This is a genomic window from Kumtagia ephedrae (genome assembly GCF_003012745.1).
Classification (GTDB): domain Bacteria; phylum Pseudomonadota; class Alphaproteobacteria; order Rhizobiales; family Rhizobiaceae; genus Kumtagia; species Kumtagia ephedrae.
Genome location: NZ_PXYK01000009.1, coordinates 1 through 20,575 on the forward strand (window position 1 = coordinate 1; position 20,575 = coordinate 20,575).

Sequence of the window (20,575 nt, forward strand, 5' to 3'; positions counted from 1 at the left end):
CGACTTCATCCCCTCTCCATCCGCTCGAAAAACCGAACGGATGGTCGCAGAACGAACCAATGAGGGGGGTCAATTTTGGACGCCGATAACCCCGCCTAGGGGGTCAACTTTGCACGCCGGTTCACACGCAGAAGGAAGGGGCGTTCAAATGAGTGACGGTCCTATCAAAATCAGTCACGGCGGTCCTGGTGTTCAGCAACTTCCGCACATCGATCCGGCCCGCCCGCCGTTCCGGCCTGACCCGAATTTCAAGCCGTTGTGCTACGAATTTCGAGTGACGGTTTCCCGTCCGGATTGGCTCTGGACCGACGAGGAATTGCACGAGTGCAAATTGCCACGCACGGAATCCGGTCTCTTCCTTTCGTACCGCGAATCCGGGCGCTGCCACACCATCGTATGGTGTCGCCCGCAACAGTGGTGTCAGTGGAAAGGGGCATCGCTTTTCGGTGATGCACCTCCGGGCGGCGGATTCGACCGCTCCAAAATCGACCAATGGAGTCATCGCGATTTCTGCATGCTGCTCGCAGCGGAATACCTCCGCGACGAGGGCCATTACACCCGTTTCCCGAGCAACGATTTCCGCCCAGCCTCTCGATTCTCCCTAGAGGCGCTGGACATCTGGACCGCCGTCGATCCGCTCGGCGAATCCGGCAGGGCCATTTTCGGCGAAGGCTTCACGCCGTCTAAAAATGCCGGAGGATTGCATTGACCAGCCTCCCTTCCGACGCCGCCCTGTACCACGCGCAAGCCAAAATATTTAAAAGGTCCGAAGGCCGTTCCGCCGTGGCGGCAGCAGCCTACCGATCTGCCTCCCTGCTGCATGACGAGCGCACCGGTCAGGATTTCGACTATCGGGCGAAACACAAAGTCGCCGCCTTCATTATCGCGCCCGAGAACTCCCCGGCGTGGGCCCACGACCGTCAGGAACTCTGGAACCGGTCGGAAGCGGCGGACAGGCGGAAAGATGCCCAGATCGCTCGTGAATGGGAAATCTCGATACCGAGGGACATCCCCCGGGACCAATGGGAATCCTTCGCCCGTGAGGTGGCTGCGCCGTTCGTAGCAGCGGGCGCGATCGTCGACGTTGCCATCCACTGCCCGAGAGCGGCAGACGGCGGCGAGCAGCCGCATATCCACATGATGGTCACACTCCGTGCGATCGATGAATCGACGCCCTCCGGCTTCTCGAAAAAGAAGAATGCCGCTCTCGAATCCATGCATGCCAGCGGCGGCAGGTATGGGGGCGGGGAGCGCGGCGGCCGTCTGAAAGAGCAGCGGGAGCGCATCGCAGCTGTGATGAACCGATACCTTGAGGCGGCAGGCTCCGAACGTCGCGCCTCCCATCTTTCCCGTGTCGCCCGTGGCCTCGATGACGACCCCGAGCCGACCATGGGCGAGCAGCGCAAGCACGCCGCTGCCAAGCGCGGCTCTCACGATGCGGTGACAAGTGTTGTGTCTCGCATGCGGCAGACAAGAATTCTCGAAAACGAACTCGCCAAGACCGAGGAGGCAATCATGGCAACGAACCCGAAATTCCAGAACCTGAACGGCATCGCCCCGAGGCGGAAACAAGACTTCAAAACAAAATTGTTTCAGGAGAGGTTTCCCGACGCCGATCTGTCGGGTTTCGCCGACCAGCTTCACCAGGTCGACACCCGCAATCCGAGGACGACAAAGATTCGGATGAAAGACGGCGGATGGATCGATGTCGACGCCGCAGGTCGGACCATCAAAGTCTACGGCCCCACAGGTACCGCCGACGAGCTTGCACAGCGAGTTGTTGAAGCGGATTACGCCGACTATATCGACCGCCTTGAGATCACCCAGAGGCTTCAGAAACAGGGCGCGACACCGCGCAAGACGGTCCCTGCTGCCGAAGTCGAAACTATCGCCGATCGCTGGCGCTCGCGTGGCTACACTAACATTTCCGAAGCGCCGGATGGCGTTTGGGTCACCATCGGCAACACGCGCATCCAGGATCTCGGCGACGAACTCCGAATCCATGGAAAGCCGACTGAGGCAGCAACCCGTGCGATGGTCGAGAAGGCGATCGACGAGTGGTCGAGCGAGCTTGAGGTTTTCGGAACGCAAGAATTCAAGGATGCCGTTTGGCTTGATTCTGCCCGGCGCGGGGTGACGGTTTACGACAAGCTGACTGGCGAACTCTATCAGCCCTCTCCTGATGTCAGGGCCAAATTCGAAGCCGACCGCAAAAGGGTCGCCAAGGAGTCCGACGACATGGACGACTTGCAGGCGAACAAGAAGGTTTCGGCTCTCCTGAAGAGCGCCGCAGCGGGCGACGCCGAGGCCGCCACACGTTTGGAAAACAACGATGACAAGCTTTACGCCTTCGTGAGCCTTCACCTCGACGAGGACCAGCGGAAATCGCTGGCCCACGAGCCCGACGAAAAGGTCATCGCGGCCCTTGCTCACTTCCGTAAGCGTGGCGCGAAAGCGCTGGAAGACGAGGAAAAGAAGGGTGAGGACAAGAAGGTCGTTTCCCTGTCACAGCGCCTCGCTGCCAAGGCCGAGCGCGAAAAGGAACTGGAGGCGGGTCGCGGAAACGCCCCGGCACCGCAGTGAGCATCCACCGCGCCGCCGTCCGTCATGTCGACGACGAGCGCCTGTGGCTGACTCTGGAAGCGTTCGAGCGGCGGGGGCGTTACCCTCTGACACTTGAATCTTTCCTCCGGGAGCGCTGGCCCCCGCAGCCTGCCACGGACGGGGCGCATGTTGCCGTCCCTGTGGGCGTGTGGGAGGGAATCCGACTGTGGCGTCTCTTCCGTTCCGGAAGGAGCCTTGGCTATCTCGGCACCGACAATGCTGTCGGCATCGGAGCCCAAGCCGATGATGCTCTCGCCTTCGCAGGTAGGCTGTCATGAGCAGGATTCGACATCGGCACGAAGACGCGGACATTGCAGGGGGGCATGCCTTGCGGCGTTATGTTGTCGCCCGCGCGGCCGGTCGCACCGCTCCCGAGTATTCCCGCGCCGACATCGTAGACGGCTGCCCTGTATGGGTCGCTGCCACGTATGCCGAGGCCGCAGGCCAATGTGACGGCACCCGATTCAGGCAGGTTCGCCGCCCCGGGCGGCCTTGGTGCAAATACCTTGGGCTCGATGTCTCGATTGCAGCGGACTCGGCATTGCAAGCTTTTTTCGAAGTCACGGAAGAAGACCCGCATGCCTGGAACGCCCTCAGAACCGAGGTTTGCCGCGACCGCATGAAAGCCCTGCGGTCATGGCGGTCCCGTGGACGCGAAGTCCTGTCCCGTATTCGTGCAGCACGAACAGAGTCGGACATGTCCACGCTCCCCGAGCTTGCCGTCAAGTACGCCGAGCGCGGAAAAGGAATGCGGTGAGACAGGGAACCTGTCACCGTTCCTCCCATCTTGATCCCAGCATCTAACAGGTGGTGTCCAAGAGATAATTTTCCACGATGGATTGAAATGCTATACAGGCGGTCGGGGGGAAATAACATGCGCCAGAAGAGCATTGAAACTATCGTTAGCAAGGCCGAGGAACTGGCCACCAGCGCCAATAACCTTCTCAGCAGTCTCGCAAGGTTTGAGGATGGCAGTGGTCAGCCATTCGATGTTCGAAAGACGATCCGCAGCATCGACAGCTCCGTCTCGCAGATTGTAGCGCGCATTCAGTCGGCTGTTGGAATCATTGCCGAGTTTGGCAAGGCCACGCGGGCAGATCTCGTGCCTGCATTGGTGCTTTCCAATCTCCAGCAATCCATTACCGATTGCGTTACCGCGATCGACACTCTCATTAAGCTCGTCGAGAATTTAGTGCAGAGCCAAGGCGGGCTCCTGACTTTCAACTACACGAATTTTCATGCCCAGACGAAAAATGGGCAGAGCCACAATATGGAGGGGCAGTTTCTGGCCCTGTTCAATGCGTCGGAGACGTTCCTGCAACGATTCTTCGAGAGCCTCTATATTCTTAAGCCGCGCGCCTCGTATAGCTTTCAGGCCGCCGCGAGCGGTCTCTCGTCGGTCATTGATAATGCGAATGACAACCTCACGGCGCTCAAAAATTCTCTGAAGAAGGTCACCGTTTCGGAGCAAAGCCTTAAGTCCAAGGAAGACGAAGCGACGAGCCATCTTGAAGAAATCAAGCGCCTCAAAACGGACGGCGATGCCGACCGCAAGACGATTGCAGACTACCTCGCACAAGCCACCCAGCAGAAAGCTTCAGTTCAGGCCTTACATGATGAGGCGGTGAAATTAGATAGCAGCGTCAAGGCGTACCAGACGGCCTTCGACCAGTTCCAGAAACAATTGGACGAGCGGGAAGAGACATTTACGGAAGGCACGGCCAATCTCGCTGCATTGATTGCGATGTTCGAAGGGCAGCGGACCAGCGTCGAGGAGTTGATCAAACGCTCCGAGCAGATGCTGGCATCCGCAACAGTCTCGGGATTGGCATCCAATTTCTCAACGATGACGGAGAAACTGACCTCGGAGCTCTGGTGGGCACGTTTTGCCTTTTACATTGGCATCTTATTTCTGACGGTCTCAGCACTTCCGCTGTTGGCTTTCGTCATCATGCCGCTGGCAGCCCCGTTCATACAGTTCTATTTCCCCGGGGTCACCATACCTGCGATCGAGATTGCCCCCTCTGGAGCCCAGAACGGATGGCAATATCTGGGGCAGGTTTTGGCCCGTATCACCATCCTGCTTCCTGCTGCGTGGTTCGTCTCGTTTGCGGCAATCCGCCACTCGTCGTTGTTCCGGCTGCGGGAGCACTATGCCTACAAATATTCGATGGCCGTCGCTGTCGAGGGCTTCAAGCAGCAGGCACCTTCCTATGATCAGGAGATCGCTGCACTTGTTCTGGAGCAGTTGGCGTTCAACCCTGCGGATAAGCTGATTCCTTCAAAGGATATCAGGGAGGGAAAAGCACCGGGAATTGCTGGCTATCTGCTCGAAAAGATTCGGGCGAGGGTTGAACCACCGTTGGCTACGCCGAAGGCCAAATGATGGCAAATGGCCGACGCTCATAATCATCACTATGTCCCGCAGGGCTACCTGCGCAGATTCGCCCAAGGGGAAGGTCGCCAAGCGAAGATATTCACTTCCGATCTGGAAACGGGCAAGTCATTCACTACGCTTGTGCGCAACGTCGCGGCACTTCGCGATTTCAATCGCATCGAGACTGACGGGCATCATCCGAACGCGCTTGAAGAAGCATACGCGAAATTCGAGGGTCCGGCGGCGGAGGCCTTGAAACGGATCGGCGAAACCAGGTCCATTGCGAACGGCGACGACCGTTTGCTCGTCATCAACCTCATGGCACTTATGTCCACACGGCACCCGAGAGTGCGAGCGACGATCGACGAATTCATGGGTCGGGTCATGCGTGGCGTCGGCGAAATGATGACAAGCACAAAAGAGCGCTGGGAAAGTGTGGTCCGCAGGGCAGATGCCGCGCAGCCATTCTCACCAGAACATAAGGAAGTGACCTACGAGCAGATGCGTGATTTCGTTCGCTCAGGCGAGTATGACATCAAAGTTCACCAGAACATGCACATCGGCCTCGAAATCGACGGCATGGATGCAGTCCTGCGCACGATGCTGGCCCGCAAATGGGTGCTACATGTCGCCGACGAGCACGCAGGCGACTTCGTGACATCCGACAATCCTGTTTGCCTGATGACTACAAGGCCTCTCCCGGCCCCTTGGATGGGCGTGGGACATGGGATGCAACACACCGCTATCCTGTTCCCGGTTACGCGGCGGATGGCACTCGTTGGCCTGTTCGAGGGGATGGAAGGAGAATTGTCGGCCGACGGCGGAGCCGTAGCCCGGATGAATTCCTTGATCATCACCCATGCCGAGCGGCAGGTCTACGCCTATGACGACACCTTCAAGTACGCGAAAAAGGGGGGGTATTTCGGTGGCCGTGATCTAGTGCGCGATCCTGACGCGCTGAGAAAGCAGGACTAGTCGAAACCCTCCGCAATCGGCGATTGACACCAAAAGGGAGGCCGGTGAGCCTCCCTTTTCTGTGTCCTAGAGCAGTCTTATGAACCGCCGCCGCGCCTGTGCGATGGCCTCTGCCTTGGCCGCTGCCATGTCCGGCAGCACACCCCGCCAGATCACGTCAGCACCGTCGATCACATCCGCCTCGACGCCTGTCGCCGTCTCCGTCACGAGCATGTCGAGCAGCCTGTTGGCATGGCCGTACGAGGCAGCCTCGCCGATGCGGCCTTCCTTCTCCCATCCGTAAAATTCAAGCGTCCGCATATCTCTCACTCCTTCTGTTGACGACAGGAGCCTGGCGGGCTCAGGAAACAGAAACAAGTGAGATCTATTGATAGGTTCCAAGGCATAACCCAAGGATTCGATTGCGAAAATTGAATTTCCGGAATTTAGAATCCTTTTCCGGAGTCGCGAATCCTTGGCGGCGAAACTCCGATTCATCACTCGATTTGATGAGTTCATTCGGGCCTAGCCGAGCAGCCACCAAAGAACGAGGCACCATGTGCCAGCCGTCGCGGGCCCAGCGAGAAAATACCGCCAGCGGTCCCACTGCCAAGTCAGGTATTCCCGCCATGAAAGCGAGGCCCGCCATTCTAGGTAGGCCTTCTGTTGCGCTTGCTCGTAAGCCTTATCCGCCCGCCACCCCTCTATCGGTCTCGATGGTGTTTGTCGGCAAGGTCCAGGAAATTTCGCAACAGGTGTTCCCCCAATTCGGCAGCGGAGAAATCACGCCGTGGACTTTTGTTGTCGACATAGCCATGTCGATCCGAGGACAAGAGTTCGTATCTGAATTTGAGGTTGCGTAGTTGCCGCGCCTCGTTAAACGAGCCGTAAAACCCTGGAATGCCTTTTGGAAAGCCCTTGTAGTATTCCGCTTGAAGAAAAATCTCTTCCAGCGAATTGGCGTAGTGTGGTCGCCATGACACGATCAAATGCACCGGGCCATATCCGTTGACGATGCGGAATTGCTGGCTTGTCTGCACGCGAAGACTGATGCTCGGCTCAGCCTCGCCGATCGCTTTGCATCCCTCTTCCAAGGCCGTTGTGAGCACGGCATAGGCGTCGGTTGCAGCCTTGACGCCATGGTCGCTGTTCAGGAATTGTCGTTGCTGCTCTTTCAATTTTGTTGCACGGCTAAAACGCGCGGCGCGATCTGTCAGGGACTCGACCTTCGGTTCGCCGCCCCGTTCCCTTAACCGTTCCTCGACAACCGAGGCAGCACCGGTGAGACCCCACCGCTCCAAGCCGACGTAGAGTCTGGTTTTGGGAACCCACGCAGGCATCTTCGCGGGCATCTCGGTCGGAATGAAAACAGTGAAGTCCCACCCGTCTTGCAGAGACCGATTCTTGATTGCGTCCATCTCTATTCGGGTGAACGGTGTCTGTCCCCATTCTTCCCGATAAAAGACCACCACCAGGCGTGCTTTCTCGCCATAGACGGCACTGAAAGATTCCTGTCCATCCGTTCCGGCTATCTCTTTTTGACGGGCGGAGTAGATGAAGGTTTTCACCCTGTCCTGCAACAGGTCATTCAGGGCTGTTGCCGTGCCTTCATCCTTCGAGTGAAAGGAAAAGGCGATGTCATATTCGAAGTGATCAGGAGGATGACTCATTCGATATCGATAGCAGCTTTCTGCCGATCGAGGTCAAGGTCGGCATGGGTTTCCCGCCACATTTGCGACTTGGGCGGAAGAAGTCTTCGGACCTTCCCGCCCACTGCCACTACACCGCCCTCAGGAACCTGCGCTTTAACCTCGGCTTTAGCCGCCGCCATGTTCAGCAGTGTACGTGCCAGACAACTCGACGGAGCCAGAAACCCTAAATTGTTGACACGGGAATCCTTGGAGCGGTACACCTGACCGGACACCAAATAGGTGTACCACCCCCGATTCTGGCGGGAGACGGTGACCGAGATTTCTTAGTGGAATCAGTTGGTTAAGAGGGAAATGCCGACAGGCTCCCTCCGGGCCCACCATTTCTGCTTTGTACGTACGGCTTCAGGCGGCGGGCACCCTCACCACGCAGCGGAAGCCGAGATGGCTCATCGAGGTATCTTCCGGTTGCGTGTGCCGCGCCGCCGGGCGGTACCGGCGGCAGTAATTCGGCGCGCAAAGGTGCGACCCCCCCTTCACCACCCGGCGGGCGATGCGGATCGCCGGCTGGCGCGGGTCGTAGCTGCCTTCCTGCCTGCCGCCGCGCGGATTCTTCGGCGTGCAGCACGGGCTGTCGGCAGGCTCGGGGTGCCGCGACGACCAAAAATCGTCCGTCCATTCCCAGACATTGCCGATCATGTCGTGGAGGCCGTAGCCATTGGGCGGAAAGCTTCCCACCGGCGAGGTGCGCTCGAAGCCGTCGGCGCCGAGATTCTGGTGCGGGAACATGCCCTGCCAGATGTTGGCCATGTGGCGGCCATCGGGCATCAGCTCGTCGCCCCAGGCGAATTCCGCGCCCTCCAGGCCGCCGCGCGCGGCAAGCTCCCATTCGGCTTCCGTCGGCAGATCCTTGCCCGCCCAGGCGGCATAGGCCTTTGCATCGGCATAGGCGATATGGACGACGGGGTGGTCGAGCCTTGTGCCGATGCTCGACTTTCGCCCATAAGGCCGCCGCCAACTGGCGCCGAAGGTGAAGGTCCACCACCGCGTCATGTCGTCGGTCGGCACCGGATGGCCAGGCGGATCGAACACAAGCGAGCCGGCCCGCAGCATGCGTTTTTCGGCGCCGGGATAGTTTTTCGCGTCCGGCGCCTTCTCGGCGACCGTCACATGGCCGGTGGCGTTGACGAACTCCAGGAACTGCCGGTTGGTGACCGGCGTCACGTCGATCCAGAAGGGATCGATGGTAACCCGGTGGGCCGGCGCCTCTTCCGGATAGTGGTGGTCAGAACCCATGACGAAAGTACCGCCGGGGATGCTGATCATGTCGGGCGGGTCCACCATGCAGCCGCTCGCCCGGGCTGTCGTCTTCTCCATGGCGCTGCCTCCATCGATACTGCGGCCGGCCCCGATGCAGAACTTCGCAGCTATGGCGCCGGAGGATAGACCACTTTCCAGTCGGCTTTCATGTCGACGATGGTCCAGCCCCTGGCCATGCCCTCGTCGAGCGCCTTGTCGAGCTTGCCGATATGCGACTGGCGGTCATAGGCCCATTCGCGCGCCGCGTCGGTGTGGTGGACGATGCCCATGAAGCGGGCGCCGTCGCCGGCGGCCGTCCATTCGAGCATCTGCTGGTCGCCGTCGGAATTGCCGAAGGCGAAGATGGGGCGGCGGCCGATGAAGCGGTTGATGCCGACCGGCTTGCCGGGACCGTCGTCGACGAACTCCACCTTGGGCTCCTTGATCAGCACCGGCTTGCCGTCCGCACCCATCTCGAACTTGACCACGCCCGACGAGCCGACGACCTGCTCGGGCGGGATGCCGTAGGCGCGCTCCGCGAAGACGCGCATGAACTCGACGCCGCCGCCCGACACGATGAAGGTCTTGAAGCCGTTGGCGCGCAGATAGGCGAGGAGCTCGAGCTGCGGCTGGTAGACGAGCTGGTCGTAGGGCCGGTCGAAGCGTGGATGTCTCGCCGTCTCCAGCCAGTCGGCGACGGTCTTCGAGAACTCGTCGGTGGTCATGCCGGCATGGGTGACCTCCAGGATCTCGACAAGACCTTTCTCGCCCGCCGCCATGAGTCCCTGAACGTCGCCGGCCAGGGCCGACTTGTACGGCTCGGTATCCTTCCACTCGGGATGCTCGGGCGCGACCGCCTTGATGCGGTCGAGCGCGAACTGGAACTGGAAATAGATCGGCTGCTCGGACCAAAGCGTCCCGTCATTGTCGAAGACGGCGATGCGCCGCTCCGGCGCGACGAAGTCGGGTCCGCCGTCTTCCGTCACCCTGGCGACGAAGCCGGTGATTGACGCCTTGACCGCGCCGTCGTTCCACGAAGACAAGGGATCGGACTGAGCAAGGGCGCCCGCCGAGAAGGCCATAAACAGACCGACGACTACAGCGATGGCGGACAGCAGCCTGACCGAATTCGGGTGCATGGAAACCCTCCTGGTTACTTCCCGCCGGGGACCCGGCGGGAAGCTTAGCGGATCGCCCGCAGCAAACTAGTGATTTCTGCAATCATCGCCCGGTGATGGTTATCGAGATTGGTGCAGCAGGACTGCAATGACTGCACCAGAAAAGGTCAATCACGGCAAGTTGTTAACACTCAATGCCGACCGCCTTGGACGAAAGTCCATATGCCCCGAATCGGCCTTGTCTTATCGCCTTCGCCGGAACATGCTTACCCTCGGCCGCGGATGCTAGGCTCTTCTTAGACTGCGGGCACGTTTGCAAGACGCTGGCTCGCGGTATCAGCGCTGCATTCCCTGACTTTTGCAAGAAAGAAATCGAGGGAGGTCAACCATGAGGATGCGAGGACTACTGAGAGCAATGGTGCTCACGGCGACGACCGCCTTGACCGTAGCCGCACCGGCGGCCGCGCAGGAGCAGCCGGCGGCGAAACCGAACATCCTCGTCATCTTCGGCGACGACGTCGGCCAGACCAATATCTCGGCCTACAGCTTCGGGGTGATGGGTTACAAGACGCCCAACATCGACCGGTTGGCCAGGGAAGGCATGATGTTCACGGACTACTATGCCGAGAACAGCTGCACGGCCGGGCGCTCGACCTTCATCACCGGCCAGGTCTGCCTGCGCACGGGTCTGTGCAAGGTCGGCATACCCGGTGCGACGGTCGGCCTGCAGGATCGCGACGTCACTATTGCGGAGGCGCTGAAGCCGCTCGGCTACGCCACCGGTCAGTTCGGCAAGAACCATCTCGGCGATCGTGACGAATATCTGCCGACGAAGCACGGCTTCGACGAATTCTTCGGCAACCTCTACCATCTCAATGCCGAGGAAGAGCCCGAGCGGCCCTACTATCCCAAGGACGACGCCGAGTTCGTCAAGACCCAGTCGCCGCGCGGCGTTCTCAAGGCGACCGCCGACGGCAAGATCGAAGATACCGGTCCGCTGAACCGAAAGCGCATGGAGACAGTCGATGACGAGACCACCAATGCGGCGATCGACTTCATGAAGCGGCAGCACGAGGCCGGAAAACCGTTCTTCACATGGATGAACACGACGCGGATGCACGTATTCACCCATGTCCGCGCGTCGATGAAGGGGCAGAGCGGCATGCCGGGCAACGAATATGCCGACGGCATGGTCGAGCATGACGGGCATGTCGGCCAATTGCTCAAGGCGCTCGACGACATGGGCATCGCCGACAACACGCTCGTCGTTTACACCACCGACAACGGTCCGAACCAGTGGTCATGGCCGGATGCGGCGACGACCCCGTTCAGAAGCGAAAAGGACACCAATTGGGAGGGTGCTTTCCGCGTCCCGGCACTTGTTCGCTGGCCGGGCAAGATCAAGGCCGGCGAGGTTTCGAATCAGATAGTATCGGGCCTCGATTGGTTCCCAACCCTCGTGGCGGCCGCCGGCAATTCTGACGTCAAGAACCAGTTGCTGAAAGGAACCGACCTTGGCGGAAAGCAGGCGAAAGTGCATCTCGACGGCTATAACCAGCTTCCGTACCTGACCGGACAAGACTCCAAATCGGCACGCAGTGATTTCTATTACTTCAACGATGACGGCGAGATGGTCGCCTACCGTTACAATGACTGGAAGATCGTATTCTGCGAGCAGCGTAAACCTGGCGGTTTTGAGGTCTGGGCCAACCCCTTCACCTGCCTGCGCGCGCCAAAAGTCTTCAATCTGCGCATGGACCTCTATGAACGCGCCGACGTCGTCTCGGACCAGTATTACGACTGGCTGGCCCAGAATGCTTATCTCATCCAGTACGGCGTTTGGCGCGTGGCGCCATTCCTTCAGACCTTCAAGGAATTTCCGCCCAGCCAGCGTCCGGCGAGCTTCAGCGTCGATCAGATGATCGATGCGCTGATGAACTCATTGGAAGGCACGGCCAACTAGAGACAAGCGACCGCTTCAACCCTCGGGCGCAGGTTGAAGCAGGCTTGCCCGCACGACAACTTTTATCAAATGCTAAAGAATCGGACCCAGCGAACCTCTTCAAAAACGGCAGTCCATCTTTTCAGAATCGGCCTTGAGTTGTTCCTGCTGCCGTAAGATGCTCTTCCCGTCCGCGGACCCCGAGCCCTTTCCGTCTGCGGGAACGTTCGTCAGATCGTCATCTGCGATGCCGGTCTGTATTCGTAAACGTCGCAAGCATTTTTAAGGGAGATCAGCCATGAGAATGCGAGGATTACTGGGGGCGATGATGCTCACAGCCACGACTGCCCTGACCGCCGGGCCACCGGCTCACGCCCAGGAACAGGCAGCGGCAAAACCGAACATCCTGGTCATCTTCGGCGACGACATCGGTCAGACCAACCTGTCGACCTACAGCTTCGGCCTGATGGGCTATCGGACCCCGAACATCGACCGGATCGCCAACGAAGGCATGAAGTTCACCGACTACTATGCGGAGCAGAGCTGCACCGCCGGCCGCTCGACCTTCCTGACCGGCCAGTCGACGCTGCGCACCGGCCTCTCCAAGGTGGGCCTGCCGGGCGCGGACATCGGCCTTCAGGCGAGCGACGTGACCATCGCCTCGGCTCTCAAGGACCAGGGATACGCCACCGGTCAGTTCGGTAAGAACCACCTTGGCGACCGCGACGAGTTCCTGCCGACTGCGCATGGCTTCGACGAATTTTTTGGCAATCTCTATCACCTCAATGCCGAGGAAGAGCCCGAGAATTTCAACTATCCGCGGGATCCTGCGTTCCGCAAGCAGTTCGGCCCGCGCGGCGTCATCAAGGCGTCGGCCGACGGCAAGATCGAGGATACTGGGCCGCTGACCCGCAAGCGCATGGAGACCGTCGACGACGAAACCTCGGCCGCAGCGATAGACTTCATCGACCGGCAGACACAGGCGAAGAAGCCGTTCTTCGTGTGGATGAATACGACGCGGATGCATTTTCGCACCCATGTCCGGCCCGAGAACCGCAGCCAGCCCGGCTTGACGGCGCTCACCGAATACGCCGACGGCATGATCGAGACCGACAAGGTGATCGGCAGGATTCTCGACAAGCTCGACGAACTCAACATCGACGAAAACACCATCGTCATCTACACGACCGATAACGGACCGCACCAGAACTCCTGGCCGGACGCCGGCACAACCCCGTTCCGCAGCGAGAAGAACACCAACTGGGAAGGCGCCTTCCGGGTACCGGCGATGATCCGCTGGCCGGGAAAGGTCGAGGCTGGTTCGGTCGCCAACGGCATCGTCTCTGGCCTCGACTGGCTGCCGACGCTGCTCGCCGCCGCCGGCGATACCGACATCAAGGATCGGCTTCTCAAGGGGGCGACGATCGACGGCAAGCAGTACAAGAACCATCTCGACGGCTACAACCAACTCGACTACCTGACCGGCAAGACCGATCAGAGCGCCCGCAAGGAGTTTTTCTACTTCAACGATGACGGCCAGCTCGTGGCGATGCGCTACGAGAACTGGAAAACCGTCTTTGCCGAGCAACGGGCGACGGGCACGTTGAGGATCTGGGCCGAGCCGTTCACGCAGCTTCGGGTTCCCAAGATGTTCGACCTGCGTGCCGATCCTTACGAACGGGCCGACATTACCTCGAATACCTACTACGACTGGGTGCTCGATCATGCCTACCTCCTTGTCCCGGCCCAAGCCGAGGTCGCAAAGTTCCTGGGAACGTTTGCTGAGTTCCCACCGGCGCAACGGCCGGCGAGCTTCTCGATCGACCAGATCCAGGCGCAGTTGGAAGAGCAGTTCAAAAACGCCGGCGGCGGCCAGTAGACGGCGCGCTCCAGACTGTCGATTCAGCTACGAGCCGGCACCAGAAATGGTGCCGGCTCCACACCTGCGCATCCGACGGCCACAGCGCCTGAAGTCCAAAGAGTGTGACCAGTATGAGCGCACATGATGATATCCTTGCCCTGGGCAAGCGGATCGGCCAGACGATCATCGGCCAAGAGGCGATGGTCGAGCGGCTGCTGCTCGGCCTGCTCGCCGACGGCCATCTGCTGGTCGAGGGCCTGCCGGGGCTGGCCAAGACGCGCGCCATCAAAAGCCTCGCCAAGAACCTCGACGCCGAGCTGTCGCGCATCCAGTTCACGCCGGACCTGCTGCCCTCCGACATCACGGGGTCGGAGGTCTATTTCAGCGAGGGCGGCAAGGGCGAGTTCAGGTTCCAGGAAGGTCCCATCTTCGCCAGTCTCATCCTCGCCGACGAGATCAACCGCGCGCCGGCCAAGGTGCAGTCGGCGCTGCTCGAGGCGATGGAAGAGCGGCAGGTCACGGTCGGCGGTCAGAGCCACCCGCTGCCCGATCTTTTCCTCGTCATGGCCACGCAGAACCCGATCGAGCAGGAAGGCACCTATCCCCTCCCCGAGGCGCAGCTCGACCGTTTCCTGATGCATGTGCAGGTCGGTTATCCCGACGAGAAATCGGAAGCCGCGATCGTGCGCCTCAACCGCGCCGAGGAGAACGAGGCCAAGTCGGGCGGCAGCAAGAAGCCGGCCGAAAAGCTGGCGCAGAAGGCGGTGTTCGACGCCCGCGCCGAGATCGGCAAGGTCACGGTTTCGGAGGCCGTCGAAACCTATATGGTGGCGCTGGTCTTCGCCACGCGCTATCCGGCAAAGCTCGACGCCGACCTGGCGAAGTGGCTGCAGGTCGGCGCCAGCCCGCGCGGCGCCATCGGCCTCGACCGGGTGTCCCGTTCCTATGCCTGGCTGAAGGGCCGCGACTACGTCACGCCGGACGACGTCAAGGCGATCGTCCACGACGTGTTCCGCCACCGGCTGATCCTGTCCTACGAGGCGCATGCGGGCGGGATCACCGCCGACCAGGTGATCGACCGCGTGGTGGAGCGCGTCGCCGTGGCCTAGAGCATGATCCCGGACCGAAGGTCAGCGCAGCAAAAAGTTGCAGACTTTTCGGGTAAGATCATGCGGCAAAACAAGAAGTTGGAGCGGATGAAGATGCTGTTCCGCTTCATCCTGCTCTGACGGAGGCAGAGATGGTCCAGTCCCTTTCCGCGCTGGCACGATCCAAGGGCGTCGCCCGCGTCCGAAGCGGGGGCGAAGCCGGCGCCAAGGGCGTCTATTCCACCGTCGAGGAGTTGGTCGCGCTGGAGGCGGCGGCGCGCGACTTCACCTTCTTGCGCAAGGCGCCGGTGCGCCGGCTGCTTGCCGGGCGCCACGAATCGCGCATGCGCGGGCGCGGTCTCTCCTTCGAGGAACTGCGCGAATATCTGCCGGGCGACGACATCCGCACCATCGACTGGCGGGTGACGGCGCGCACGGGAAAGCCGTTCGTGCGCGTCTATGACGAGGAGAAGGACCGGCCGGCGCTGATCCTGGTCGACCAGCGCATCAATATGTTCTTCGGCAGCCGGCGCGCGCTGAAGTCGGTCGCCGCCGCCGAGGCCGCCGCGCTCTGCGCCTGGCGGGTGATGAACCTCGGCGACCGGGTCGGCGGCTTCGTCTTCAACGATACCGAAATCGACGAGCTGCGGCCACACCGCAGCCGCGACGCGGTGATCGCGCTTGCCTCGACAATCGTCCGCCGCAATGGTGAGCTCACCGCCGCCTCCACCGTGCCGCGCGCGCCCGCGCAGCTCGACCGCGTATTGGCGACGGCCAGCAGCGTCGCCCGTCACGACCATCTGGTCATCGTCATCAGCGACTTCGACGGGCATGGTCCGGCGACGCGCGATATGCTGCTCAGTCTGGCCGTGCACAACGACGTCATCGCCATTCTCGTCTACGACCCGTTCCTCCTGGAATTGCCGCAGTCCGGCGAGATCGTGGCGAGCGGCGGCGCCTTGCAGGCGGAACTGCCATTCGGGCGGGGAAGCGTACGTGCCGGCATCACCGATTTCGCGCGCCGGCGTGGGCGGGAGCTGTTGTCGTGGCAGCAGGAGCTCGGCCTGCCCATGCTGCCGGTCTCAGCTGCCGAAGAGGTCGCGCCGCAGCTCCGAAAATTGCTCGGCCAGCTCGCGTCCCGGGGCAGGAGGCGGTAGCGATGGACGAAGACGCTGCGCCCCAGCTCGACGCCGCCACGCGCGCCGCGCTGCAAAAGCTCGCCGACATCGCGCAGCCGCCGCCGGTTTCGTGGATGCCGCAGACCTGGGGATGGGCGGCGCTCGCCGTGCTGGTCGCGGCGCTGCTTCTCTGGGCCTTGTGGCGCTGGCACCAATATCGCGTGCGCAACCGCTACCGGCGCGAGGCGATTGCCGAGCTCGCCAGGATCGAAGCGAGGCACGGCGCGCCTGAGGGCCGAGCGGACGCGGTGACGGAGGCGGCTGCCCTGCTGAAGCGCGTCGCGCTTGCGGCCTGGCCACGCGAAGCCGTGGCGCCGCTGAGCGGGAGGGACTGGGTCGCCTTCCTGCGCCGGACCGCCGGCGGATCGTCCTTCCCGGACGAAGCCGCCGCGCTGCTCGATGATGCCGAATATCGCTGGCCTTCGAATCGGCGCGTCGCTGACGCCGACGAAAAGGCTTTCCTCGTCGCCGCGCGTCGCTGGATCGAGGGGCACCATGTACCAGCTTGACCATCCCTGGCTGCTGGCGCTGCTGCCGCTGCCCCTGCTGGTCTGGTGGCTGCTGCCGGCCTATCGCGAGGAGAGCGCGTCGGTGCGGCTGCCCTTCTTCGACGAGATCACGCGGGCCGCCGGCGTGTCGCCGACGCAGGGTTCCGTGGTGCCGCGCGCCAACTGGGTGCAGAAGCTGCTCGCCCCGGTCTGCTGGGCGCTGATCGTGCTGGCGCTGGCGCGGCCGCAATATGTCGAGCCGCCGCTGGAGAAGACCGAGCCGCAGCGCGACCTGATGCTGTCGCTCGACCTGTCGCAGTCGATGGACACGCGCGACTTCCGCGATCCCGCCGGCCAGCTCCAGCCCCGCGTCGACGCCGTGCGCACGGTGGTCGCCGATTTTGTCGCCCGCCGCCCCGGCGACCGGATCGGGCTGATCGCCTTCGGCGACGCACCCTATCCGCTGGTGCCCTTCACGCTCGACCATAGAACCGTGCAGGCGATGCTGGCCGACACGCTGCCCGGCATGGCGGGCCCGCGCACGGCGCTCGGCGATTCCATCGGGCTGGCGATAAAGATGTTCGCCGACAGCCCAGCCCCGGACAAGGTGCTGGTGGTGCTGACGGACGGCAACGACACGGCGAGCAAGATGCCACCGGACAAGGCTGCCGACATCGCCAAACAGAACGGCATCACCGTCCACACGGTCGGCATCGGCGACCCGAACGCCACAGGCGAGGACAAGCTCGACCAGGCCGCGCTTGAAAAAATCGCGCAGGCGACGGGTGGCCGCTATTTCTTCGGCGAGGACCAGAACCAGCTTGCCGACATCTACGCCACGCTCGACAGCATCACGCCGGCGAACCAGAAGACGCTGTCCTGGCGGCCGCGCATCGAGCTTTTCCACTATCCGCTCGGCGCGGCGCTGATCCTGCTGATCGCATATCACGCCGTGATGTGGCTTGGTGCGGTGCTGCGACGGCCGTCGCCCGCTCCGGTCCGCGAGGCCGAGGCATGATAGCGGATTTCCATTTCCTTCGTCCCTGGTGGCTGCTGGCCCTGGTCGCCGCCGTCGTGCTGCCGTGGCTGCTTGGCCGGCAGACGGATGTGCGGGCGCGCTGGCGCGGCATGATCGCGTCCGGCCTGCTCGACCATCTCGTGATTACGCGGCAGGCGACAAGAAAGCTGCGTCCGGTACATCTGACGGCCGCGGCGATCGCGCTTGGGGCGATCGCGGCGGCCGGGCCGACCTGGGAACGCGAGCGGCCGCCCTTCGTCGAAGACACCGCGCCGCTCGCCATCGCCATCGACCTGTCGCCGACCATGGACGCCACCGACATCTCGCCGTCGCGGCTGGAGCGAGCGAAACTGAAAATCCAGGACCTCCTCGACCGGCGCAAGGGCGCACGCACCACCGTGTTCGCCTATGCCGGCTCCGCCCATATGGTGCTGCCGCTCACCGACGACGCGGCGCTGATCAAGACCTACACGGCGTCGCTCGCCACGCGGCTGATGCCGGTGCCCGGCAAGGACACCGCCAGGGCGCTGCAGGCGGCCGAAGCGGGCCTCGCCAACGAAGAGGCGCCCGGCACCATCCTGTTCCTCACCGACGGTGTAGAACAGGCGGCCTTAGACGCCTTTTCCGGCTACCGCGGCCGTCACGACCTCATGGTACTCGGCATCGGCACGGCCGAAGGCGGGCCGGTCAGGATCGGCGAGGGCGCATACCTGACCGATTCCGCCGGAGCGCGCGTCTTCGCGAAACTCGACGTCGAAGGGTTGAAGGAACTGCAGCGGCAGTCCTCCGTGCAGGTTGCGACCGTGACGACCGACGACACCGACGTCGACTGGATCGTGCGGCGTATCCAGACCGCCTTCCAGCAGAAGGCCGCCGAAGGAGCGACCCGCTGGCGCGACATGGGCTGGTGGCTGACCATTCCGATTGCCGTGCTGGGCGCCCTCTGGTTCCGCCGTGGCTGGAGCGTGCAGTGGACCGGCGTCTTGCTCGCCGCCATGCTCCTCGCCCTGCCGGACCGGGCGGATGCGGCGGACCGGCGTCTCGCCGACATGTGGCTGACGCCGGACCAGCAGGGCCGGCTCGCCTTCGAGCGCGGCGACTTTGCCGGCGCGGCGGAGCGGTTCCGCGATCCGGCGTGGCGGGGGATCGCCCTCTACCGCGCGGGAAAATTCGGCGAGGCGCTGGATGCCTTCGCGCAATCCGACACGGCTGAAGCCTACTACAACCAGGGCAACGCGCTGATGCATCTTGCCAGGCCCGAGCAGGCCGTGGCCGCCTATGGCCAGGCCCTGAAGACGCGCCCGGATTGGGCCGAGGCCAAGGCCAACCTCGCCATCGCCGAAGCGCTCGCCGCCGCCAAGAAGAAGGACGATGAGGAGCAGGAGGCGCAGGACCCCAACGAAAAGCCGGACGAGATCCAGTTCGACGACAAGGGCAAGAAGGGCAAGGCCGGCACGGTCGACGCCGCCGAGCAGACCGCCGAGATGTGGATGCGCAACATCCAGGTGACGCCGGCCGACCTGCTCGCCCGAAAGTTTGCCATCGAGGCCCGAGGCGAAACGCCATGAGACGCGGCGCGTCAGCCTTTCGCCGTCTGGCGGCGGCCGTGCTTCTGCTTCTGGCGCCGATCGCGACCGCATTTGCGGCGGACCCGTTCGCCCGCGCCACCATCGACGCCCAGGGCACAATCTATCCGGGCCAGCAGATCACGGTGCAGGTCGACGTGCTTGTGCCGAATTTCTTCATGTCGCCGCCGCAATTTCCGCTGTTCGACCTGCCCAACGCCGTGGTGACCCTGCCGGATTCCGGGGCGCTAAATCTCAACGAAACCGTCGACGGCGAAAGCTTCGCCGGCATCCGCCGCAGCTACCTGGTCACGCCGCAGGGGGCGGGCGACTACGTCCTGCCGCCGGTCGAGATCACTTTCACCTATGCCGCCGTGCCCGGCCAGGCTTCGCAAGGAAAGGTGACGCTGCCGCCGACAAGGTTCACGGTGACCGCCCAACCGGGCGCGGAAGCGGGCGACGCCTCGGTGACGGCGGCGCGTGTCGGCGTCGAGCAGTCGCTCGACCGGGACGCCAAGGCGATGAAGGCCGGCGACTCGCTGGTGCGCACCGTCACCGTCACCGCCGACGGCATGCAGGCGATGATGATCCCGGAACCGTCCTTCGAGGCGCCGGAGGGCGTGCGCATCTACCACCATGATCCGAAACTGGAGGATCAACGCACGCCGCGCGGAGAATTCGTCGCCGGCCGGCGCACCGACATAGCGACCTATGTGTTCGAGAAGGCGGGGAGCTACACGCTGCCTGCCGTGGAGGTCCAGTGGTTCGATCCGCAAAGCGGTAAAAGCGAAACGGCCTCCGCCCCGGCCGTTGCCGTGACGGTGGCGGAAGCGGCGGCGGCCGGAACCGCGATGGCGCCCCCCGCGCCCGTCGAAAAACCGCAACCGGCCTGGACGCGCATCGACTGGCGCTTCTGGCTGCCGGCCGCCGGCGCCGGCTTGGCCGCGCTTGTCGCGGCAGGCTGGCTCCTGTTCTCGGGTCTGCCGCGCCTGCTGGCGCATCTTCGCGAGCGGCGAAAAGAACGGGAAAATTCGGAGCCGGCCTATTTCCGCCGCTTCGAACACTCCTGCCGCGGCGGCGATCGCCGCGCCGCCTACGCGCTTCTCGATGCCTGGGCACGGCGCTGCGATCTGGGACCGGTGGCGGAGTGGCTAAGCCGCCACGGCGACGCAGACGCGCAGCACGCCTATGCGGCCTTCGAAAAGCAGATCTTCGGCGGCGATGGCGGCGCGGTGCCAGACGCCGGCGAACTGGCGACGAGCATGGCGCGAGTGCGGCATTCGTGGCTAGCGAAACAGCGGCGTCGCGGCGAACACGTTAAGGCGCTCCCGCCGCTCAATCCGCGATGGACGGAGAGTTCCGGGAACTGATCGGGCCGGAAGGTTGGCCCCGGGGAAGTGGTGGAGGATGGCGCCATGTTCGTCTTGACTAACG

16 protein-coding genes are annotated in these 20,575 nt (G+C 62.6%); 12 read left to right on the top strand and 4 right to left on the bottom strand.

The features are described 5' to 3' along the window. Positions 1 to 148: 148 nt before the first annotated feature. From C7I84_RS29675 to C7I84_RS10800, 4 genes are all read left to right on the top strand, one after another. Entirely contained in the window at positions 149 to 709 is a 561-nt protein-coding gene (locus tag C7I84_RS29675; RefSeq protein WP_133170085.1) for a hypothetical protein, read from the top strand. Further along, positions 706 to 2,583, top strand: a complete 1,878-nt coding sequence (locus tag C7I84_RS10785) for a MobA/MobL family protein (RefSeq protein WP_165816044.1) — start codon at positions 706 to 708, stop codon at positions 2,581 to 2,583. Before C7I84_RS29675 ends, C7I84_RS10785 begins: the two co-directional genes overlap by 4 nt. Before the next feature lie 895 nt (positions 2,584 to 3,478). Then, the gene (locus tag C7I84_RS10795; RefSeq protein WP_106772194.1) at positions 3,479 to 4,990 is read left to right on the top strand and encodes a hypothetical protein; all 1,512 of its coding nucleotides are present in this window, start codon (positions 3,479 to 3,481) and stop codon (positions 4,988 to 4,990) included. A gap of 6 nt (positions 4,991 to 4,996) precedes the next feature. Further along, complete coding sequence (locus C7I84_RS10800) at positions 4,997 to 5,956, top strand: DUF4238 domain-containing protein (RefSeq protein ID WP_106772195.1); 960 nt, start codon at positions 4,997 to 4,999, stop codon at positions 5,954 to 5,956. A gap of 66 nt (positions 5,957 to 6,022) precedes the next feature. On the opposite strand, the gene C7I84_RS10805 is transcribed toward C7I84_RS10800, so the two are convergent. From C7I84_RS10805 to C7I84_RS10820, 4 genes are all read right to left on the bottom strand, one after another. Further along, positions 6,023 to 6,256: a hypothetical protein gene (locus C7I84_RS10805; RefSeq protein WP_106772196.1), complete on the bottom strand. Its 234-nt coding sequence runs from the start codon at positions 6,254 to 6,256 to the stop codon at positions 6,023 to 6,025. A gap of 383 nt (positions 6,257 to 6,639) precedes the next feature. Continuing rightward, positions 6,640 to 7,605: a hypothetical protein gene (locus C7I84_RS10810; RefSeq protein ID WP_106772197.1), complete on the bottom strand. Its 966-nt coding sequence runs from the start codon at positions 7,603 to 7,605 to the stop codon at positions 6,640 to 6,642. 384 nt (positions 7,606 to 7,989) lie between these two features. After that, positions 7,990 to 8,961, bottom strand: coding sequence for a formylglycine-generating enzyme family protein (locus C7I84_RS10815; protein WP_245428388.1), 972 nt, complete (start codon positions 8,959 to 8,961; stop codon positions 7,990 to 7,992). Between the two features lie 50 nt (positions 8,962 to 9,011). Beyond that, complete coding sequence (locus C7I84_RS10820) at positions 9,012 to 9,965, bottom strand: HAD family hydrolase (protein ID WP_245428401.1); 954 nt, start codon at positions 9,963 to 9,965, stop codon at positions 9,012 to 9,014. A gap of 430 nt (positions 9,966 to 10,395) precedes the next feature. Here C7I84_RS10820 and C7I84_RS10825 point away from each other — a divergent pair, with 430 nt between their 5' ends. The 8 genes from C7I84_RS10825 to C7I84_RS10860 all read left to right on the top strand — a co-directional run bounded on the left by C7I84_RS10825 (position 10,396) and on the right by C7I84_RS10860 (position 20,511). Further along, positions 10,396 to 11,964: an arylsulfatase gene (locus tag C7I84_RS10825; RefSeq protein WP_106772370.1), complete on the top strand. Its 1,569-nt coding sequence runs from the start codon at positions 10,396 to 10,398 to the stop codon at positions 11,962 to 11,964. A 307-nt stretch (positions 11,965 to 12,271) separates the two neighbouring features. Next, positions 12,272 to 13,822, top strand: coding sequence for an arylsulfatase (locus tag C7I84_RS10830; protein ID WP_425351327.1), 1,551 nt, complete (start codon positions 12,272 to 12,274; stop codon positions 13,820 to 13,822). A 113-nt stretch (positions 13,823 to 13,935) separates the two neighbouring features. After that, a complete protein-coding gene (locus tag C7I84_RS10835) occupies positions 13,936 to 14,913 on the top strand; it encodes an AAA family ATPase (RefSeq protein ID WP_106772200.1) in 978 nt (325 codons plus the stop codon). 131 nt (positions 14,914 to 15,044) lie between these two features. Then, the gene (locus C7I84_RS10840; protein WP_106772201.1) at positions 15,045 to 16,049 is read left to right on the top strand and encodes a DUF58 domain-containing protein; all 1,005 of its coding nucleotides are present in this window, start codon (positions 15,045 to 15,047) and stop codon (positions 16,047 to 16,049) included. Positions 16,050 to 16,051: 2 nt separating this feature from the next. Next, complete coding sequence (locus C7I84_RS10845) at positions 16,052 to 16,579, top strand: DUF4381 domain-containing protein (RefSeq protein WP_106772202.1); 528 nt, start codon at positions 16,052 to 16,054, stop codon at positions 16,577 to 16,579. Beyond that, entirely contained in the window at positions 16,566 to 17,576 is a 1,011-nt protein-coding gene (locus C7I84_RS10850; RefSeq protein WP_106772203.1) for a vWA domain-containing protein, read from the top strand. Before C7I84_RS10845 ends, C7I84_RS10850 begins: the two co-directional genes overlap by 14 nt. Next, positions 17,573 to 19,144, top strand: a complete 1,572-nt coding sequence (locus C7I84_RS10855; RefSeq protein ID WP_106772204.1) for a VWA domain-containing protein — start codon at positions 17,573 to 17,575, stop codon at positions 19,142 to 19,144. Before C7I84_RS10850 ends, C7I84_RS10855 begins: the two co-directional genes overlap by 4 nt. Beyond that, the gene (locus tag C7I84_RS10860; protein ID WP_106772205.1) at positions 19,141 to 20,511 is read left to right on the top strand and encodes a BatD family protein; all 1,371 of its coding nucleotides are present in this window, start codon (positions 19,141 to 19,143) and stop codon (positions 20,509 to 20,511) included. The genes C7I84_RS10855 and C7I84_RS10860 overlap by 4 nt, the downstream gene beginning before the upstream one ends. The last annotated feature ends 64 nt before the right edge of the window (positions 20,512 to 20,575 follow it).

Excerpts from the sequence above, each read along its gene's own strand:
- C7I84_RS29675 (WP_133170085.1), top strand. The coding sequence starts at position 149 with ATGAGTGACGGTCCTATCAAAATCAGTCACGGCGGTCCTGGTGTTCAG.
- C7I84_RS10795 (WP_106772194.1), top strand. The coding sequence starts at position 3,479 with ATGCGCCAGAAGAGCATTGAAACTATCGTTAGCAAGGCCGAGGAACTG.
- C7I84_RS10800 (WP_106772195.1), top strand. The coding sequence starts at position 4,997 with ATGGCCGACGCTCATAATCATCACTATGTCCCGCAGGGCTACCTGCGC.
- C7I84_RS10805 (WP_106772196.1), bottom strand. The coding sequence starts at position 6,256 with ATGCGGACGCTTGAATTTTACGGATGGGAGAAGGAAGGCCGCATCGGC.
- C7I84_RS10810 (WP_106772197.1), bottom strand. The coding sequence starts at position 7,605 with ATGAGTCATCCTCCTGATCACTTCGAATATGACATCGCCTTTTCCTTT.
- C7I84_RS10815 (WP_245428388.1), bottom strand. The coding sequence starts at position 8,961 with ATGGAGAAGACGACAGCCCGGGCGAGCGGCTGCATGGTGGACCCGCCC.
- C7I84_RS10820 (WP_245428401.1), bottom strand. The coding sequence starts at position 9,965 with ATGGCCTTCTCGGCGGGCGCCCTTGCTCAGTCCGATCCCTTGTCTTCG.
- C7I84_RS10825 (WP_106772370.1), top strand. The coding sequence starts at position 10,396 with ATGCGAGGACTACTGAGAGCAATGGTGCTCACGGCGACGACCGCCTTG.
- C7I84_RS10830 (WP_425351327.1), top strand. The coding sequence starts at position 12,272 with ATGCTCACAGCCACGACTGCCCTGACCGCCGGGCCACCGGCTCACGCC.
- C7I84_RS10835 (WP_106772200.1), top strand. The coding sequence starts at position 13,936 with ATGAGCGCACATGATGATATCCTTGCCCTGGGCAAGCGGATCGGCCAG.
- C7I84_RS10840 (WP_106772201.1), top strand. The coding sequence starts at position 15,045 with ATGGTCCAGTCCCTTTCCGCGCTGGCACGATCCAAGGGCGTCGCCCGC.
- C7I84_RS10845 (WP_106772202.1), top strand. The coding sequence starts at position 16,052 with ATGGACGAAGACGCTGCGCCCCAGCTCGACGCCGCCACGCGCGCCGCG.
- C7I84_RS10850 (WP_106772203.1), top strand. The coding sequence starts at position 16,566 with ATGTACCAGCTTGACCATCCCTGGCTGCTGGCGCTGCTGCCGCTGCCC.
- C7I84_RS10855 (WP_106772204.1), top strand. The coding sequence starts at position 17,573 with ATGATAGCGGATTTCCATTTCCTTCGTCCCTGGTGGCTGCTGGCCCTG.
- C7I84_RS10860 (WP_106772205.1), top strand. The coding sequence starts at position 19,141 with ATGAGACGCGGCGCGTCAGCCTTTCGCCGTCTGGCGGCGGCCGTGCTT.